We start from the raw sequence: 15159 nt of genomic DNA, 5'->3' as shown, positions 1-15159 counted from the left end.
GCTGCAGTCCGAATCCGACCTGCGCCGCGCCATCGAACGGCGCGAATTCACGCTCGCCTACCAGCCGATCGTGCGCCTCGAGGATGGCAGCGTCGCCGGCTTCGAGGCGCTGCTGCGCTGGGACCATCCACGCCGCGGCATGATCCCGCCGGCGGATTTCATCCCGGTCGCCGAGAGCTGCGGGCTGATCGTGCAGCTTGGCCTGTTCGCCATGCAGCAGGCGGCGGAAGACCTTGCCGGCTGGCAAAAGCAGATCGGCGACGCGCCGCTGTCGGTCTCGGTCAATTTGTCGAGCCGCCAGCTGATCCGCCGCGATCTGGTGAGCGATGTCCGCTCGGTCATCGCGCGGGCCAATCTGAAGCCGCGCTGCTTCCGCCTCGAACTCACCGAATCGCTTGTCATGGACAATCCCGAGCAGACCGCCCATGTGCTGACCAAGCTGAAGCAGCTCGGCATCGGCCTGTCGCTGGACGATTTCGGCACCGGCTATTCCTCATTGGCCTATCTGACGCGTTTCCCCTTCGACACCATCAAGATCGACAAGAGTTTCGTCGACGACAACACGCCGAAGCGCGCGGTGCTGCTCAAATCGATGGTCAACATGGCGCATGAACTCGGCCTGTCTGTGGTCGCCGAGGGCATTTCGGACGAAAGCGATGCGCTGGAATTGCGTCAGATGGGCTGCGAATATGTCCAGAGCTTCATGTTCGGCGCGCCGATGCCGGGCGACCAGGTGCTGAAGACGCTGAAGGAACAGTATCCGCTGACGCAAGCGTAAGAGGCTTAGGCGTGCCCGGCGGCGAGACTGAGATGCGCCAGATCGATGCCGATCGCGGCGAGGATCCGATCGTATTTGCGCTCGATGTCGGTGTCGAACAGAAGCTCGGCATTGGCCGGGCAGGTCAGCCAGCCATTCTCGGCGATCTCGGTCTCCAGCTGGCCGGCGCCCCAGCCGGAATAGCCGAGCGCCATCAGCGCGTGACGAGGCCCGCGCCCCGACGATATGGCGCGCAATATGTCGACGGTCGCGGTCAGGCAGATGTCGTCCGAAACGGTCAGCGACGATTCCACCCGGTAGTCGCCCGAATGCAGGACGAAGCCCCGGCTGCGGTCAACGGGCCCGCCGTTGCGCACGACGAAGTCGCGGGCTTGCGCCGGCAAGCGGATCGCCTCCTGTTCGTTCATGATGCCCAGTTGCACCAGCAGGTCCGGAAACAGCATCTGCTGCGTCTGGTTGATGATCAGGCCCATGGCGCCTTCATCCGAGTGCGCGCAGACATAGATGACCGAGCGCGTGAAACGGTCGTCCTTCATGCCGGGCATGGCAATCAGGAACTGATCGTCGAGAAAGCCGCGGCTGGCGACCGTCTTCTTGTGGCGCAACAAGTCCATGAAGGGGAGCGTAACGCGTTTCCAAAGCGTCGAAAAGATGCGCCGTGCGGGATTCTACCAAAGCCTGTGGCGTCGGATCGAGCATTTCTCCCCTCGAAGTCACGCAAATATGATACCGGCAAGGCCATGAGATCATTGCGCGGCCACGAACGGACGATCAAATCACCGCCATGCAAAGCTTGAAAATCCTGCTGCTCGGCGCTGCCATCGGATCGGCAACCGCTCTTCCCGCCGCCGCCTCTTCATCCGCATGGTACAACAGCGAAGGCGGCAAGGTCCGGCTGGTGACATCAGGCAAAGCCGATGACGCCGGCCGCATCCAGGGCGTTCTCGACATAGCGCTCAAGCCCGGCTGGAAGACCTACTGGCGCGATCCGGGCGACGCGGGAGTGCCGCCGCAGCTCGACATCTCAGGCAGCACCAACATCGCCGACGCCGCTCTGTCGTTTCCTGCCCCCCAGCGCCATGATGACGGCTATGGCAAATGGGCTGGCTACAATTATCCGGTTTCCCTGCCGGTGACATTCACGCTGGCGACGCCGAACCAGCCGGCGGTGATCGATGCCGACATCTTTCTCGGCATCTGCGAAACGATCTGCATTCCGGTGCAGACGCGGCTGACCGTCGACCCTGCTTCCGATCCGGACAATGCCGAGGACGCGGCGCTGGTGAAGGCAAGTTTCACGGCACTGCCGGCGCCCGCGAGGTCCGATTTCGGCATCAATGTGCTGCCCGGCGACCACGAGACGCTGATTGTCGAGGCGAGCTTCCCCGGCGACCCGGAAGCAGCGGATTTCTTCGTTGCCGGCGAGCGGGACTATATGTTCGGCACTCCAGCGCGCAGCGAAAAGGACGGCAAGCTGATCTTCACCGTGCCGATCCTCGATCGCCCTTCGACGACGCCGACGGATGGCGGGCTTCACTATACGCTGACGAGTTCGTCGGGTGCGGTCGAAGGGGTTCTGCCTTTCCCTTGATCCAGCCTGCCCGAACGGTTGCAGGAAGCCGTTGAGTTCGCTACGCAATGACACATTCTTCCCAACTTTCCCCAAGCGAGGAATTCATGACCATTTCCGTTGGCGACAAGCTGCCTGATGTGACCTTCAAGACGATGACTGCCGATGGCGCCAAGCCGATCACCGGGGCCGAGATCTTCTCGGGCAAGAAGGTCGTGCTGTTTGGAGTTCCCGGCGCCTTTACGCCGACCTGCAGCAACAACCATTTGCCGGGCTATCTCGAAAACCATGACGCCATCCTGGCGCGCGGTGTCGACACCATCGCCGTCGTTTCGGTCAACGATGTGCACGTCATGGGCGCCTGGGCGCGCTTCACCGGCGGTGAGGGCAAGATCCTGTTCCTCGCCGACGGCAGTGGCGATTTCGCCAAGGCGGTGGGCCTCGACAATGACCTTTCCGCAGGCGGCATGGGGCTGCGCTCGAAGCGGTTTTCGATGATCGTCGACGACGGCAAGGTCACAGCACTCAATGTCGAGACCAAGCCCGGTGTCGACGAGTCCGGCGCGGCTCATATTCTGGGGCAGCTCTGAACTTCAGCGCAGCGTCGGGCGTGGGATCGCAACCACGATCGCGCCTGTAGTCCAGGGCTTGCCTTTGGGGGACTTAGCGATGTTTGACATCTTCTGGCGCGCTATCGTGATCGGCATCGGCGCCACCGTGGCGATGGACCTGTGGGCCATGTTCCTGCACAAGGCGTTCGGCCAACCACGACCGAACTGGGGGCCGGTCGGTCGCTGGGTCTGGCATCTGCGCGACAAGATCTTTCACGACGATATCGGCGGTGCAGCGCCCTACGCGCATGAAAAAGCGCTGGGCTGGGCCTTTCATTATTTTGTTGGCATCGTCTACGGCGTCATCCTGGTGGTGCTGGCCGGAGCAGGCTGGCTTGCCGCGCCGACGTTCCTGCCGGCCTTCATCCTCGGCATCGTCACCGTCGGCGCCGGCTGGTTCCTGCTGGCGCCCGGCATGGGCGCCGGCTGGGCAGCATCGAAGCGACCCAATCCGATGCTGATCCGGGCGCTCAATTTGGTGTCGCACACGGTGTTCGCGCTCGGGCTTTGGGGCACAGCACTGCTGATACGATAGACAGCTAGAACAAACGGTTCAGATCCCTCCGCCCGTCCACCACACAGACGATTTCAACCCACTCAACAGGGGGGCCATCGTCTGCGTCCGGAATCGTTTCGTAGAGCAGTACAAACGGCGCCTCCACCAGCATTCGTGCGGAAGACCTAATGTCCGGTCGCCTATCACCCATGCGCGGCTGGTCTGCCATCTGCATGGCCCGCGCTTCTATCTGATCATAATATCGATCGGCGGCCCGTATGTTTTCGCTGCCTATCATCACGTAGATGTCGATGAGGTCCGCTTTGGCCGCAGGTGACCAGACTAGCCTAGCGGCCATTCGGTGAAGCTTCCGTCAGCTTTCGCCGAGCTTCCCTTCGCAACGCATCGAAATCCGCAGGCTCCGGTCTCCCGCTTGCCTTGCCTTCATCCCACAACTGCCTCAGCCGGCGGATATCGTCATGCCGCAGTTCGCGCTTGGCCAACCAATCCCGCACCGCTTCACGCACAATCTCGCTTGCAGTGGCATACTCGCCCGCTTCCACAGCTTCTCGCATGATGGCGGCCTGTTGCGGGGTCACAGCAAGCTCATTTTTTCCACGTTTGCCACGCTGCTTCCTCATTACATTGCTCTATAGTAGGAAATATTACTCCCATCCATATCCTTGAGCAACTGCATAGCCACCAGAAAAGTCCGTCCTAGCCCTATGCGTACGCCTACAGATCAAGGCAGCCTGTCGATCGGCCGCCATCCATGGATAACATCGCGAACGCCGATATCGTAAGCAAAACAGTTGCCGCCACCGGCTGGCTGATCCGCTTCGCGGCTGATCTCGCGACCACTGAGGGATAGCAACAGCAGCGTTCCCACGCCTCCATGACCCACGAAAACAATGTCGTCGGCGTCGTTGGTGCGGAGCACGGTGTCGACCTCGCTCACGATACGATGCTGCGCATCGATGGCTCTTTCCCATCCGCGAATGCTTTTGTGTGGATTGGCAAAGAACTGGTCCGCGACCGCTTCGAACTCCGGCGGCGGCAGAAAGCCCGTTGCCGAGCGATCGTTCTCGTGCATCCGTTCCCTCACCTCGATGGCAAGACGCAGATGCGCTGCGAGGATCTCGGCGGTTTCCATCGCCTTGCGTTCAGCCGACGACACGATACGCCGGATCGACCCGACCCAGGGCTGATCGAGCATTGCAAACGCTCTCGCCCGTCCTATGTCGGATAGCCCCCATTCCGGCACCGGAACATTGGCATCGACCTGAACCTGAGGATGCGTGACGTAGTAGAGGATCGGCACGACAGAGGTCCTCGGGCGAGAGCCGCCCCGCTCTCGGGATCAATAGCTCTGGGTTGAGCGCCGCACCTTTGCGACTGCCGGCTGTTTTGTCTGCACAGCTGGCTTTGAGGCCACAGCAGGCTTGAATGGACCCTTCTTGAACGGCGCCATGCCTTCGCGCGCGAGTTCATCGGCACGCTCGTTCTCGGTATGGCCCGCATGGCCCCTGACCCAGTTCCAGGTGACTTTGTGGCGCCGGTTGGCTTCATCGAGCGCCTGCCAGAGCTCGCCGTTCTTCACAGGCTTCTTGTCGGCGGTCTTCCAGCCGTTCTTCTTCCAGCCGTGGATCCACTTGGAGATGCCATCCATGACATATTTGCTGTCGGTGTGAAGTTCGACCGCGCAAGGTTCCTTCAGCGCGTTCAGCGCCGAGATGGCGGCGAGAAGTTCCATGCGGTTGTTGGTCGTCTCGGCCTCACCGCCGGAAAGCTCCTTGGTGGTGCCATTGAAGCGCAGGATCGCGCCCCAGCCGCCGGGACCGGGATTGCCCGAACAGGCGCCGTCGGTGAAGATCTCAACCTGCTTGCTCATGATACCCCATATTAGGCCAATCCATATTCCGAAGGAGATTTGATCGCCCGATGGAACCGCATCCTGCGGATATACTCGGTCGGGTCGCGTTTCATCACCAGCCCGCCATCGGGCACGGTTAGCCAATCGTACAGCCGGGTCAGCATGAAGCGCAGCGCCGAACCGCGCGCCAGCATCGGCAGCGCCGCCTTCTCCTGGTCGCTTAGGGGACGCACGCTCTGATAGCCGGCAAGCAACGCCCTACCCTTGGTGAGGTTGAAGGAAAAATCCTTCTCGAAGCACCAGGCATTGAGGCAGGTGGCGACATCGTAGGCGTAGAGGTCGTCGCAAGCGAAATAGAAATCGATCAGACCGGAAAGCTTTTCACCGAGGAAGAAGACGTTGTCCGGGAAAAGATCGGCATGGATGATGCCTTGCGGCAGGTCTTTCGGCCAGTTGCGCTCGAAATCGGCGAAGTCGGCATCGACCTCGGCCGCAAGGCCTGGCTCGACTTCATCGGCGCGGTCGCGGGATGCGTTCCAGAGCTTGCGCCAGCCGTCGATGGCCAGCGCATTCGGACGCGTCATCGAAAAATCGGCGCCGGCCAGATGCAACTGCGCCAGCGCCTTGCCGACCTCGCCGCAATGCGTCGCTGTCGGCCGCCGCAGCGAAAGCCCTTCGAGGAAGGTGATGATGACAGCCGGCCGGCCGGCGAGCGTGCCGATGACGCTGCCGTCATCCGCGGTCACCGGCAGCGGGCAGGACACGCCCTTTTTTGCGAGATGGCCCATCAGCCCGAGGAAAAACGGCAGATCCGCCTTGTCGACCCGCTTTTCGTAGAGCGTCAGGATGTAGGAGCCGCTGGAGGTGTGCAGCAGGAAGTTCGAGTTCTCGGTGCCTTCGGCGATGCCCTTGTAAGACAGGAGTTCGCCGACCGGATAGTGCTTCAGGAACGCGCTGAGTTCGCCTTCCGCAACGTCGGTGTAGACCGCCATGTGCCTTACGCGGCTCCATTGACGAAGGCCATGTCGGCCCGCGTCAGTTCGACATCGCGCAGTACCCGCATGACCGGAAAATCCTCCGTTTCCGTGGCCGTGATGGCCAGGTCGATCGTCACGTCGAAACGTTGCCGGAACGCGTCGATGATCTCGTCGACGATGATTTCGGGCGCCGATGCGCCGGCCGACAGGCCAAGCGTCGAGATGTTGGCGATGTCATTCCACGGAATCTCGGCGGCGCGCTGCACGAGAAGCGACATCGAGGCGCCGGCACGTTCCGCCACTTCGACGAGGCGCCGCGAGTTGGAGGAATTGGGTGCGCCGACGATCAAATAGAGATCGGCGCCGGCCGCGGTCTCCTTGACCGCCTCCTGGCGATTGGTGGTGGCGTAGCAGATCGATTCCGCCGCCGGCGCCTGCAGGGCTGGAAAGCGATCCTGCAAGGCGCGGATGATGCCGGCGGTGTCCTCGACCGACAGCGTGGTCTGGGTAACGAAGCCGAGCGCCTGCGGGTCGGCAGGCGCGAGCTTGGCGGCATCGGCTTCGGTCTCGATCAGCGTCACCGCGCCGTCCGGCAGTTGGCCCATGGTGCCGATCACCTCGGGATGTCCGGCATGGCCAATCAAGAGCACATGCCTGCCAAGCCGCTGATGGCGCATTGCCTGTTTGTGAACCTTCGACACTAGCGGGCAGGTGGCATCGAGATAGAAGAGGTTGCGTGCCTGGGCATCCGCCGGCACCGACTTCGGTACGCCATGCGCCGAGAACACGACTGGCGACTGCCGGTGTTCGGCCGGGATCTCGGAGAGTTCCTCGATGAAGACGGCGCCAAGGCTTTGCAGCCCCTCGACGACGTAACGGTTGTGCACGATCTCGTGGCGGACATAGACCGGCGCGCCATATTTCTTCAGCGCCAGTACGACGATCTGGATGGCACGGTCGACACCGGCGCAAAAGCCGCGCGGCTGGCAGAGCCGGATCGTCAAAGGTGGTTTGGTCGTTGTCTGAAGCATGAATCCGGGCCGGTTGATCAAAGCCGAAATGAGGTGCCTACCCCTGCCCTGTCAAGGGCATCGGTAGAGAGGCGGGCGTCGGTCGCGTTCATTCCTCTTTCGCGGGACGGCGAAGTCGCAGGATAAGCACGGCGGCGAGCGCAGCAGCAAGCCCATACCAGGTCATCGCATATTGCAGATGGCTGTTCGGCAGGTCGATGATGGTGACGCCGCCCACCGGCAAGCCGCCTGGATTTGGCGTCTTGTCGGCGTCGATGAAGATCGGCACCAGCGCAGCGCCCGCCGGCAACCCGGCGCTCGCCGCCATCACGTCGCGGTCCTTCCAGTAGAAGATGTTCTTCGCCACATCATTGTCGGGAAGCATCATAGACGGCTTTGCCGGCAGCGGATTGCGGGCGAGCCCGGTGACCGTCACCTTGCCTGTCACCTGTCCCTTGGCGCGCTTGGCGGCGTCCTTCAGATCGTAAGGCACGAAGCCGCGATTGATCAGGACGAAGCGGCCATCGTCCAGGGCAAGCGGCGTGTAGACATTGAAACCCGCGTCGCCTTCCCAGGTCGCGTAGAAATGCCGTTCACCTTGGTGCAGGAACGTGCCTGTGGCGGTGACCGGCGTGTAGTCGACGTCCCCGGTGGCGGCGAATTCTTTCTCAACCTCGGCCAGCGGCCGTGGCGCTGAGTGGGTGCGCTGGTCGATGGTCTCAAGAAGACCTTCCTTCCAGTATAGGCGCTGGACCTGCCAGGTGCCGAGCGCCAGCAGGATCAGGAACAGTGCCGTGCCAAGGCCGAACAGCAAGGCCGTCCGTGGCCGCGAATGGCCACCGGCTTTGAAGGATGCCTCGCTCATTCGCCGCGATCCAGCCGCCCCTCGGCCGCCTTGTTGCGGTATTGCAGGGTGAGCAGGACGCCCTTGATCAGCCGGAGCGCCGTCAGGCACAACACGACAGCCAGCGGGATCCAGACCAGCAGATGCAGCCAGAGCGGCGGGCTCAGCGTGACTTCAACCCAGAGCGCCAGGCCGACAATGATGAAACCTATGATCAGGATGACGAAGACCGCCGGCCCATCGCCGGCATCGGCGTAGGAATAGTCGAGGCCGCAATTGACGCAGCGCTTGCCGACGGTGAGGAACCCGGCAAACAGCCGCCCCTCGCCGCAGCGTGGACAGCGGCCATGCAGGCCGGCCGAAATCGGGTCGATCGGAGGCCAGATCGCCTTGTCGTCGCTCATGGAAGCGTCGTCGCTCATTGCTTACCGCTCGATCTCAATCGGTGTCCCATCGGCCACCATTGCCCAGATTTCGTCCATGTCGGAGTCCGTAACCGCAATGCAGTCGTCGGTCCAGTCGACCAATTGAAGCAGCTCGGCAACGTCATGATCATGAATGCGCAAATGGCACAGGGAATCGTCGGCCGCATCGGCTACGGATCGGCGATCATTGCGCCGAAAAGAAGAAGGCGGCCACGTCGCCGCGGCCGCCCCTCCCCAAATCGAAATCCTAAAAGCTAGATCAGTGAGCTTCGACCACCGCGCCGACCGATCCCCAGACGTAGATCGATGCGAACAGGAACAGCCAGACCACGTCGACGAAGTGCCAGTACCAGGCGGCCGCCTCGAAGCCGAAATGCTGCTTGGGGGTGAAATCACCCTTCATCGCCCGGATCAGGCAGACGAGCAGGAAGATGGTGCCGATGATGACATGGAAACCGTGGAAGCCGGTCGCCATGAAGAAGGTGGCGCCGTAGATGGAATCCTTGAAGCCGAACGGAGCGTGCATGTACTCGTAGGCCTGCACCATGGTGAACAGCATGCCGAGGCCGACGGTCAGCACCAGGCCGTTGATCAATCCCTTGCGATCGCCATGGATGAGCGAATGGTGCGCCCAAGTGACCGTGGTGCCCGACAGAAGCAGGATGACGGTGTTGTAGAGCGGCAAATGGAAGGGATCGAGAACCTCCATGCCCTTCGGCGGCCAGACGCCACCGGTAAATGTATTTCGTGCGTAGTTCTGCACCTCGCCGGCGAAAAGGCTGGCGTCGAAATAGGCCCAGAACCAGGCAACGAAGAACATCACCTCCGAGGCGATGAACATGATCATGCCGTAGCGCAGATGAAGCGACACGACCCGCGTGTGATGGCCCTCATGCGCTTCCTTGATCGTGTCCGACCACCAGGCGAACATGGTGTAGAGCACGATCACCAGACCGATGAAGAACAGCCACGGATTGGCGATGTTGAAGCCGAAGATCGGAAAGGAACCGCCCTTCAGGTACTCCATCAGGCAGACACCGCCAAAGGCCATGACGAGCGCCCCTACCGAGCCCAGGAAAGGCCATGGGCTCGGATCGACGAGATGATAGTCATGCTGTGGTTTTGCGTGCGCGTCTGCCATATCAACCCCCGAGATTTTCTTCGGTATTGGAAATTGTCTTGCTGTTGCCCTGGGCCGGCTCCGAGGAGGCGACCGGCTTGGTCTTCTCGACCGGGAACATCGTATAGGACAGAGTGATCGTCTTGACGTCCTTCAGTTCGGGCACGTTGACGATATCAGGGTCCACATAGAACAGGACCGGCATGTCCAGCGTCTCGCCGGGCTTCAGCGTCGTGTCGGTGAAGCAGAAGCACTCGACCTTGTTGAAGTAGGGTCCCGCCAGTTCCGGCTGCACATTGAAGGTGGCGCGGCCGGTCACGGGGCGATCGAACTTGTTGGTGGCCTTGTAGTGCGCCTGCACCGTCTCGCCGATCTTCATGGTCACCGAGCGCTGGACCGGCTGGAAGTCCCACGGCACGCCGGCGATGTTGGCATCGAAGCGGACGGTGATCTCACGGTCGAGCACGCGGCCGGCATACTGCTTCTCGGCACGTTGCGTCGTGCCGCCATAGCCCGTCGCCTGGCAGAACATCTTGTAGAGCGGCACCGCGGCATAGGCCATGCCGATCATGCCGGTGAAGAAGGCAAGGCAGACGGCTGCGACGACGAGGTTGCCGCTCTTCCCGGCCGGTCTTTTGGGCGTGTCGACGCTCATCACATCGTGCCTGACAGATTGTGGCCGAACTTCACGATCGTCGCGATGTAGAAAATGACGACCAGTACAGCCAGCGCTACACCGATGGCGACCGAACGGTTGCGTCTGGCTTTCCTCTGCCGCTCGGTCAGCGTGACCAGTTCGAGCTTTTCTTCGATCATGGTCATGCTCCGCCCATGGCAAGCGCGCGTTCGACAACGCTGTCGGCCAGATAGGCAGCGAAGATGGCGAAGAGATAAAGCAGCGAATAGGCGAACAAGGCCTTGGCCGGTTTCATGACGCGGTCGTCGTCGGCCATGGCAAGCACTTTCCATGCGTACCAGACAAACCCCAGCCCAAGCAGCGCGGCGGCGACGCCGTAGACCGGCGTGGTATAGCCAAGCAGCCACGGCAGCACACCGACGGGGGCCAGCACCAGCGCGTAAGCGAATATCTGGCGGCGGGTCGAGGCGTGTCCGGCGACGTTCGGCATCATCGGGATACCGGCCTTGGCGTAATCCTCGGACTTGAACAGTGCCAGCGCCCAGAAATGCGGCGGCGTCCACAGAAAGATGATCAGGAACAGGACGATGCTTTCAAGGCTGACCGTGCCGGTCACCGCGGCCCAGCCGATCACGGGCGGAATGGCGCCGGCAGCACCGCCGATAACGATGTTCTGCGGCGTCCAGCGCTTCAGCCACATCGTATAGACGACGGCATAGAAGAAGATGGTGAAGGCCAGCAGCGTCGCCGCCAGCCAGTTGACCAGAACGCCGAGCGTCATCACCGACAGCACCGAAAGCACCAGACCGAAGCTCAGCGCCTCGTGCGGTTGGATGCGACCGGACGGGACCGGACGGCTGGCGGTCCTTGTCATCACCGCGTCGATGTCGGCGTCGTACCACATATTGAGCGCGCCCGAGGCGCCAGCGCCAATGGCAATAGCCAGGATGGCGATCACCGCCAGCAGCGGATTGATGGTCACGGGTGCCGCGACCATGCCGACAAAGGCTGTGAACACCACCAGCGACATGACGCGCGGCTTCAGCAGGGCGAAGAAATCGCCCGCTGTTGCTTCCGACATGCGAAAGCCCGCTTCGTCAGTCAATGGGTCGTCGACAAGGGCCATGCGTACTTAAGTCCATTATTCCGTTGGCCAAAACCGCCGGCGAACCGGCGGTTTCGTATTCGAGCGGGAAGCCGCCTTACTTGATCTTCGGCAGCTGTTCCCACTGGTGGAAAGGCGGCGGCGAAGGCAGCTGCCATTCGAGAGTCGTTGCACCCTCCCCCCACGGGTTGGCACCGGCGATCCGCTTCTTCTGGAAAGCTTCGAACACGCAATAGAGGAAGATCAGGACGCCGACGGCTGAGATATAGGAGCCGATGGACGACACATAATTCCAGCCGGCAAACGCGTCCGGATAGTCGATGGTACGGCGCGGCATGCCGGCGAGGCCGAGGAAATGCTGCGGGAAGAAGATCAGGTTGACGCCGACGAAAGTGACCCAGAAGTGGGTGTTGGCGATGACCGGCGAGTACATGTAGCCGGTCATCTTCGGAAACCAGTAGTACCAGCCGGCGAAGATGGCGAACACCGCGCCCAGCGACAGCACGTAGTGGAAGTGGGCAATGACGAAATAGGTGTCATGCAGCGAGCGGTCGAGACCGGCATTGGCCAGCTGGACGCCGGTGACGCCACCGATGGTGAACAGGAAAATGAAGCCCAGCGCCCACAGCATCGGCGTCTTGAACGAGATCGACCCGCCCCACATCGTCGCGATCCAGGAGAAGATCTTCACGCCCGTCGGCACCGCGATGACCATGGTGGCGAAGACGAAATAACGCTGCGTGTCGAGCGACAGGCCGGTCGTGTACATGTGGTGCGCCCAGACGATGAAGCCGACGGCCCCGATCGCCACCATGGCGTAGGCCATGCCGAGATAACCGAACACCGGCTTCTTCGAAAAGGTCGAGATGACGTGGCTGATGATGCCGAAGCCCGGCAGGATCAGAATGTAGACTTCCGGGTGACCGAAGAACCAGAACAGGTGCTGGAACAGAATCGGATCGCCGCCGCCATCGGGAGCAAAGAAGGTCGTGCCGAAATTACGGTCGGTGAGCAGCATGGTGATGCCGCCGGCCAGAACCGGCAACGACAGCAGCAGCAGGAAGGCGGTGATCAGCACCGACCAGGCAAACAGCGGCATCTTGTGCAGCGTCATGCCGGGCGCGCGCATGTTGAAGATGGTGGTGATGAAGTTGATGGCGCCAAGGATCGACGACGCACCGGCAATGTGGATCGACAGGATCGCCAGATCCATCGCCGGTCCGGGCTGGCCCGAGGTCGACAGCGGCGGATAAAGCGTCCAGCCCCCGCCGACGCCGAAGGCGCCCGGCGCGCTCGGCATGAACATCGAGGTGAGCAACAGGATGAAGGCCGGCGGCAGCAGCCAGAAGGAGATGTTGTTCATGCGCGGGAACGCCATGTCGGGTGCGCCGATCATGATCGGAACCATCCAGTTGGCAAAACCGCCGATCAGCGCCGGCATGACCATGAAGAAGATCATGATCAGCGCATGCGCGGTGGCGAAGGCGTTGTACATGCTCTTGCCGCCGTCGATCGCGGCGTCACCGTTCATGCCGTAGACCATCTGCGCCAGGCCGCTGAAGATCTGGATGCCCGGCTCCTGCAACTCCATGCGGATGGCAACCGACAGGGCGCCGCCGATGATGCCCGCCATGATCGCGAAGATCAGGTAGAGCGTACCGATGTCCTTGTGGTTGGTCGAATAAACCCAGCGCACCCAGCCGTGATAAGGCTTGTGGTCGTGCCCGTCGTGAGCTGCAGCGTCTGCCATGTTCCGCTCCGTTCCCTGATCTTTTCTGGCCGCGGCATCAGTTGCCGGCGGCCGCTACCTTGTTTCGGCCGTCGACCTCGGCCATCAGCGTCTTGTTGGCGCCGGGCAGATCGGTCTTGGCCGCCGCCAGCCAGGTCTTGAACTGCGCATCGGAGACGACGCGGATGGCGATCGGCATGAAGGCATGGTCCTTGCCGCAGAGCTGCGAGCACTGGCCGTAGTAGAGGCCTTCCTTCTCCGCCTTGAACCAGGTCTCGTTGGTGCGGCCCGGAACGGCGTCGATCTTGATGCCGAACGACGGCATGGCGAAGGAGTGGATCACGTCGGTCGCGGTAACAAGCACGCGGGTCATGGTGTTGACCGGCACCACCAGTTCATTGTCGACGGCAAGCAGGCGCGGATATTCCTTGCGGTCCTCCTTGCCGGCGGCGGCTCGGTCAGTTTCCTGGAGGATCGCGGAGTTGAAGGAGAGCGTGTTCTCGGTCTGGTATTCGTAGTCCCAGTTCCACTGGTTGCCGGTCGCCTTGACGGTCAGCTTTGCTTCTTCCGGCGGAGTGTACTGCGCGGTCAGCAGCTGGAACGAGGGAATGGCGAGGCAAAGCAGGATGACGACCGGGCCGACAGTCCAGATCACCTCGATCAGCGTGTTGTGGCTGGTCTTGGACGGTACCGGGTTCGCGCTCGCGCGGAATCTCACGATGCAATAGGCGAGGAGAAGAAGCACCAGGATGGTGATCGGGACGATGAACCACATCGTGTAGTTTCCGAACCACTCGATCTGCCGCATCATATCGGTCGCCGGCGCCTGGAAGGTTGTCTCCCAGTTCTTTGGCTGGTCGGCATGGGCGGATGTGCCGGCGAAAAACGTGACAGCGGCACAAGCACTTAGAAGCTTGGCACTTGCTGGAAACTTGGCGTTTGCCAGGAAATTTCTCATCGCCCTCATCGTCTCCCAGTTCCTCGCGGCGGTATCCACGAGAATAACGAATAATGCCGGGACGGGAATCCCGACAGTCTCAAACTGGTTCAAACCATACTCTTTTTCCCTCCGCAAGAAAGGAGCGGGCGAAACCGTGCGGCATTTTTGCGCGCAAGCCCGGATGTGCCTTTGAAGGCAGCGACGGTGGCCCCGAATCGCCTATGTTGGGCCAACGGTCGCATTCTTGCGGGCCGCTCGTGCCGGACGTCGCAATTCGGGCGAAATTGACAGGGAAAAGCGCCGCATTGGCTTTTTCGGGGCAGACCGGCTGCGGTCTCGTCCTTTACTTGGCTTTGGCGCGGCTTAAAGTGCCGTGATTCGCAATGGAGCCGTCATGACCCCTTGGCTTTCGAGAAACTCTCGGTTTTCGAGAAACTGGGCGAAGGTCATCGTTCTCGCCGCCCTGTCCGGTATCGGCTTGTCCGGCACGGCCAACGCCGCGCAACCGAGCGGCACGGTGCGCTCGACGCATGGCGCGTGGTCGATCATTTGCGACACGCCGGCCGGCGCCACGTCGGAACAATGCGTGATGATGCAGAACGTCGTCGCCGAGGACCGTCCGGAGATGGGACTGTCGGTTGTCGTGCTGCGCACCGCCGACAACAAGGCGGAGATCCTGCGCGTGCTGGCACCGCTCGGCGTGCTTTTGCCGAACGGGCTCGGCCTCAATGTCGACGGCAAGGACATCGGCCGCGCCTATTTCGTGCGCTGCTTCCAGGACGGCTGCTATGCCGAGGTCATTCTCGAAAAGCCGCTGCTCGACACGCTGAAGACCGGCACGTCGGCCACCTTCATCGTCTTCCAGACCCCGGAAGAAGGCATCGGCATCCCGGTCGATCTCAAGGGCTTCGCCGACGGTTTTGCCGCCCTGCCCTGACAAAAGCGACGCCGAGAACCTGACGTCGGAGTGCATTTGCCTTTACAATGCGGCAGGACGATTGTCTCGGCGCGCCTTCGCGCCTACATCGTGGCAAAGACCCATTC

20 protein-coding genes and 1 pseudogene are annotated in these 15159 nt (G+C 61.8%); 5 read left to right on the top strand and 16 right to left on the bottom strand.

Annotated features, from left to right (window positions below; all coding sequences use genetic code 11):
- On the top strand, positions 1-778 hold a 778-nt coding region (locus tag NKJ06_RS19515; RefSeq protein WP_352810422.1), incomplete at its 5' end, for a putative bifunctional diguanylate cyclase/phosphodiesterase.
- Positions 779-783: 5 nt separating this feature from the next.
- Here the strand turns inward: NKJ06_RS19515 and NKJ06_RS19510 are convergent.
- Positions 784-1392 carry a YqgE/AlgH family protein gene (locus NKJ06_RS19510; protein ID WP_292185166.1) on the bottom strand — a complete coding sequence of 203 codons (609 nt, stop codon included), beginning with the start codon at positions 1390-1392 and terminating at the stop codon, positions 784-786.
- A gap of 170 nt (positions 1393-1562) precedes the next feature.
- On the opposite strand from NKJ06_RS19510, the gene NKJ06_RS19505 reads away from it, so the two are divergent.
- The 3 genes from NKJ06_RS19505 (at position 1563) to NKJ06_RS19495 (ending at position 3494) form a co-directional block, all read left to right on the top strand.
- Positions 1563-2369, top strand: a complete 807-nt coding sequence (locus tag NKJ06_RS19505; RefSeq protein ID WP_352626594.1) for a protein-disulfide reductase DsbD domain-containing protein — start codon at positions 1563-1565, stop codon at positions 2367-2369.
- Between the two features lie 86 nt (positions 2370-2455).
- A complete protein-coding gene (locus NKJ06_RS19500; protein ID WP_352626592.1) occupies positions 2456-2938 on the top strand; it encodes a peroxiredoxin in 483 nt (160 codons plus the stop codon).
- A 79-nt stretch (positions 2939-3017) separates the two neighbouring features.
- The gene (locus NKJ06_RS19495) at positions 3018-3494 is read left to right on the top strand and encodes a DUF2938 domain-containing protein (protein ID WP_352626591.1); all 477 of its coding nucleotides are present in this window, start codon (positions 3018-3020) and stop codon (positions 3492-3494) included.
- A gap of 4 nt (positions 3495-3498) precedes the next feature.
- On the opposite strand, the gene NKJ06_RS19490 is transcribed toward NKJ06_RS19495, so the two are convergent.
- The 15 genes and pseudogenes from NKJ06_RS19490 to coxB form a co-directional block, all read right to left on the bottom strand.
- Complete coding sequence (locus NKJ06_RS19490) at positions 3499-3813, bottom strand: type II toxin-antitoxin system RelE/ParE family toxin (RefSeq protein ID WP_352626590.1); 315 nt, start codon at positions 3811-3813, stop codon at positions 3499-3501.
- The gene (locus tag NKJ06_RS19485) at positions 3803-4096 is read right to left on the bottom strand and encodes a ribbon-helix-helix domain-containing protein (RefSeq protein ID WP_352626588.1); all 294 of its coding nucleotides are present in this window, start codon (positions 4094-4096) and stop codon (positions 3803-3805) included. The genes NKJ06_RS19490 and NKJ06_RS19485 overlap by 11 nt, the downstream gene beginning before the upstream one ends.
- A gap of 101 nt (positions 4097-4197) precedes the next feature.
- Positions 4198-4776 carry a histidine phosphatase family protein gene (locus tag NKJ06_RS19480; protein ID WP_352626587.1) on the bottom strand — a complete coding sequence of 193 codons (579 nt, stop codon included), beginning with the start codon at positions 4774-4776 and terminating at the stop codon, positions 4198-4200.
- A gap of 39 nt (positions 4777-4815) precedes the next feature.
- Positions 4816-5346 carry a ribonuclease HI gene (gene rnhA, locus NKJ06_RS19475; protein ID WP_352626585.1) on the bottom strand — a complete coding sequence of 177 codons (531 nt, stop codon included), beginning with the start codon at positions 5344-5346 and terminating at the stop codon, positions 4816-4818.
- Between the two features lie 11 nt (positions 5347-5357).
- On the bottom strand, positions 5358-6320 hold the full coding sequence (locus tag NKJ06_RS19470; RefSeq protein ID WP_352626584.1) for a homoserine kinase: 963 nt from the start codon (positions 6318-6320) through the stop codon (positions 5358-5360).
- A gap of 5 nt (positions 6321-6325) precedes the next feature.
- Entirely contained in the window at positions 6326-7336 is a 1011-nt protein-coding gene (ispH, locus tag NKJ06_RS19465) for a 4-hydroxy-3-methylbut-2-enyl diphosphate reductase (RefSeq protein WP_023759136.1), read from the bottom strand.
- Between the two features lie 88 nt (positions 7337-7424).
- Complete coding sequence (locus NKJ06_RS19460) at positions 7425-8180, bottom strand: SURF1 family protein (RefSeq protein ID WP_352626582.1); 756 nt, start codon at positions 8178-8180, stop codon at positions 7425-7427.
- A complete protein-coding gene (locus NKJ06_RS19455) occupies positions 8177-8563 on the bottom strand; it encodes a DUF983 domain-containing protein (protein WP_352627295.1) in 387 nt (128 codons plus the stop codon). Before NKJ06_RS19455 ends, NKJ06_RS19460 begins: the two co-directional genes overlap by 4 nt.
- A 21-nt stretch (positions 8564-8584) precedes the next feature.
- Positions 8585-8695: pseudogene (locus NKJ06_RS35835) on the bottom strand (L,D-transpeptidase family protein); the annotation flags it as partial.
- 148 nt (positions 8696-8843) lie between these two features.
- Positions 8844-9725 carry a cytochrome c oxidase subunit 3 gene (locus NKJ06_RS19450; protein WP_352626580.1) on the bottom strand — a complete coding sequence of 294 codons (882 nt, stop codon included), beginning with the start codon at positions 9723-9725 and terminating at the stop codon, positions 8844-8846.
- Position 9726: 1 nt separating this feature from the next.
- Entirely contained in the window at positions 9727-10359 is a 633-nt protein-coding gene (locus tag NKJ06_RS19445; RefSeq protein WP_352626579.1) for a cytochrome c oxidase assembly protein, read from the bottom strand.
- Positions 10359-10526 carry a cytochrome c oxidase system small membrane protein gene (locus NKJ06_RS19440; RefSeq protein ID WP_023759130.1) on the bottom strand — a complete coding sequence of 56 codons (168 nt, stop codon included), beginning with the start codon at positions 10524-10526 and terminating at the stop codon, positions 10359-10361. Before NKJ06_RS19440 ends, NKJ06_RS19445 begins: the two co-directional genes overlap by 1 nt.
- Entirely contained in the window at positions 10523-11467 is a 945-nt protein-coding gene (locus NKJ06_RS19435; RefSeq protein WP_352626577.1) for a heme o synthase, read from the bottom strand. Before NKJ06_RS19435 ends, NKJ06_RS19440 begins: the two co-directional genes overlap by 4 nt.
- Positions 11468-11543: 76 nt before the next feature.
- Positions 11544-13196 (bottom strand): cytochrome c oxidase subunit I, encoded by a 1653-nt coding sequence (gene ctaD, locus NKJ06_RS19430; protein ID WP_352626576.1) that lies wholly within the window; start codon positions 13194-13196, stop codon positions 11544-11546.
- 37 nt (positions 13197-13233) lie between these two features.
- Positions 13234-14133, bottom strand: coding sequence for a cytochrome c oxidase subunit II (gene coxB, locus NKJ06_RS19425; protein WP_502905636.1), 900 nt, complete (start codon positions 14131-14133; stop codon positions 13234-13236).
- Positions 14134-14509: 376 nt separating this feature from the next.
- Here coxB and NKJ06_RS19420 point away from each other — a divergent pair, with 376 nt between their 5' ends.
- On the top strand, positions 14510-15052 hold the full coding sequence (locus tag NKJ06_RS19420; protein WP_352626573.1) for an invasion associated locus B family protein: 543 nt from the start codon (positions 14510-14512) through the stop codon (positions 15050-15052).
- The last annotated feature ends 107 nt before the right edge of the window (positions 15053-15159 follow it).

This window comes from Mesorhizobium sp. M0293 (assembly GCF_040321735.1).
Lineage (GTDB): Bacteria > Pseudomonadota > Alphaproteobacteria > Rhizobiales > Rhizobiaceae > Mesorhizobium.
Note: the sequence above shows the minus strand (reverse complement) of the source record. Positions and strands in the feature narration are given on the sequence as shown.

Coding starts and splice junctions, on each gene's coding strand:
- NKJ06_RS19440 (WP_023759130.1), bottom strand. CDS start 10,526: ATGACCATGATCGAAGAAAAGCTCGAACTGGTCACGCTGACCGAGCGG.
- NKJ06_RS19420 (WP_352626573.1), top strand. CDS start 14,510: ATGACCCCTTGGCTTTCGAGAAACTCTCGGTTTTCGAGAAACTGGGCG.
- NKJ06_RS19500 (WP_352626592.1), top strand. CDS start 2,456: ATGACCATTTCCGTTGGCGACAAGCTGCCTGATGTGACCTTCAAGACG.
- NKJ06_RS19470 (WP_352626584.1), bottom strand. CDS start 6,320: ATGGCGGTCTACACCGACGTTGCGGAAGGCGAACTCAGCGCGTTCCTG.
- NKJ06_RS19485 (WP_352626588.1), bottom strand. CDS start 4,096: ATGAGGAAGCAGCGTGGCAAACGTGGAAAAAATGAGCTTGCTGTGACC.
- ctaD (WP_352626576.1), bottom strand. CDS start 13,196: ATGGCAGACGCTGCAGCTCACGACGGGCACGACCACAAGCCTTATCAC.
- NKJ06_RS19495 (WP_352626591.1), top strand. CDS start 3,018: ATGTTTGACATCTTCTGGCGCGCTATCGTGATCGGCATCGGCGCCACC.
- ispH (WP_023759136.1), bottom strand. CDS start 7,336: ATGCTTCAGACAACGACCAAACCACCTTTGACGATCCGGCTCTGCCAG.
- NKJ06_RS19450 (WP_352626580.1), bottom strand. CDS start 9,725: ATGGCAGACGCGCACGCAAAACCACAGCATGACTATCATCTCGTCGAT.
- NKJ06_RS19455 (WP_352627295.1), bottom strand. CDS start 8,563: ATGAGCGACGACAAGGCGATCTGGCCTCCGATCGACCCGATTTCGGCC.
- NKJ06_RS19435 (WP_352626577.1), bottom strand. CDS start 11,467: ATGGCCCTTGTCGACGACCCATTGACTGACGAAGCGGGCTTTCGCATG.
- rnhA (WP_352626585.1), bottom strand. CDS start 5,346: ATGAGCAAGCAGGTTGAGATCTTCACCGACGGCGCCTGTTCGGGCAAT.
- NKJ06_RS19490 (WP_352626590.1), bottom strand. CDS start 3,813: ATGGCCGCTAGGCTAGTCTGGTCACCTGCGGCCAAAGCGGACCTCATC.
- NKJ06_RS19505 (WP_352626594.1), top strand. CDS start 1,563: ATGCAAAGCTTGAAAATCCTGCTGCTCGGCGCTGCCATCGGATCGGCA.
- NKJ06_RS19510 (WP_292185166.1), bottom strand. CDS start 1,392: ATGGACTTGTTGCGCCACAAGAAGACGGTCGCCAGCCGCGGCTTTCTC.
- NKJ06_RS19460 (WP_352626582.1), bottom strand. CDS start 8,180: ATGAGCGAGGCATCCTTCAAAGCCGGTGGCCATTCGCGGCCACGGACG.
- NKJ06_RS19445 (WP_352626579.1), bottom strand. CDS start 10,359: ATGAGCGTCGACACGCCCAAAAGACCGGCCGGGAAGAGCGGCAACCTC.
- coxB (WP_502905636.1), bottom strand. CDS start 14,133: ATGAGAAATTTCCTGGCAAACGCCAAGTTTCCAGCAAGTGCCAAGCTT.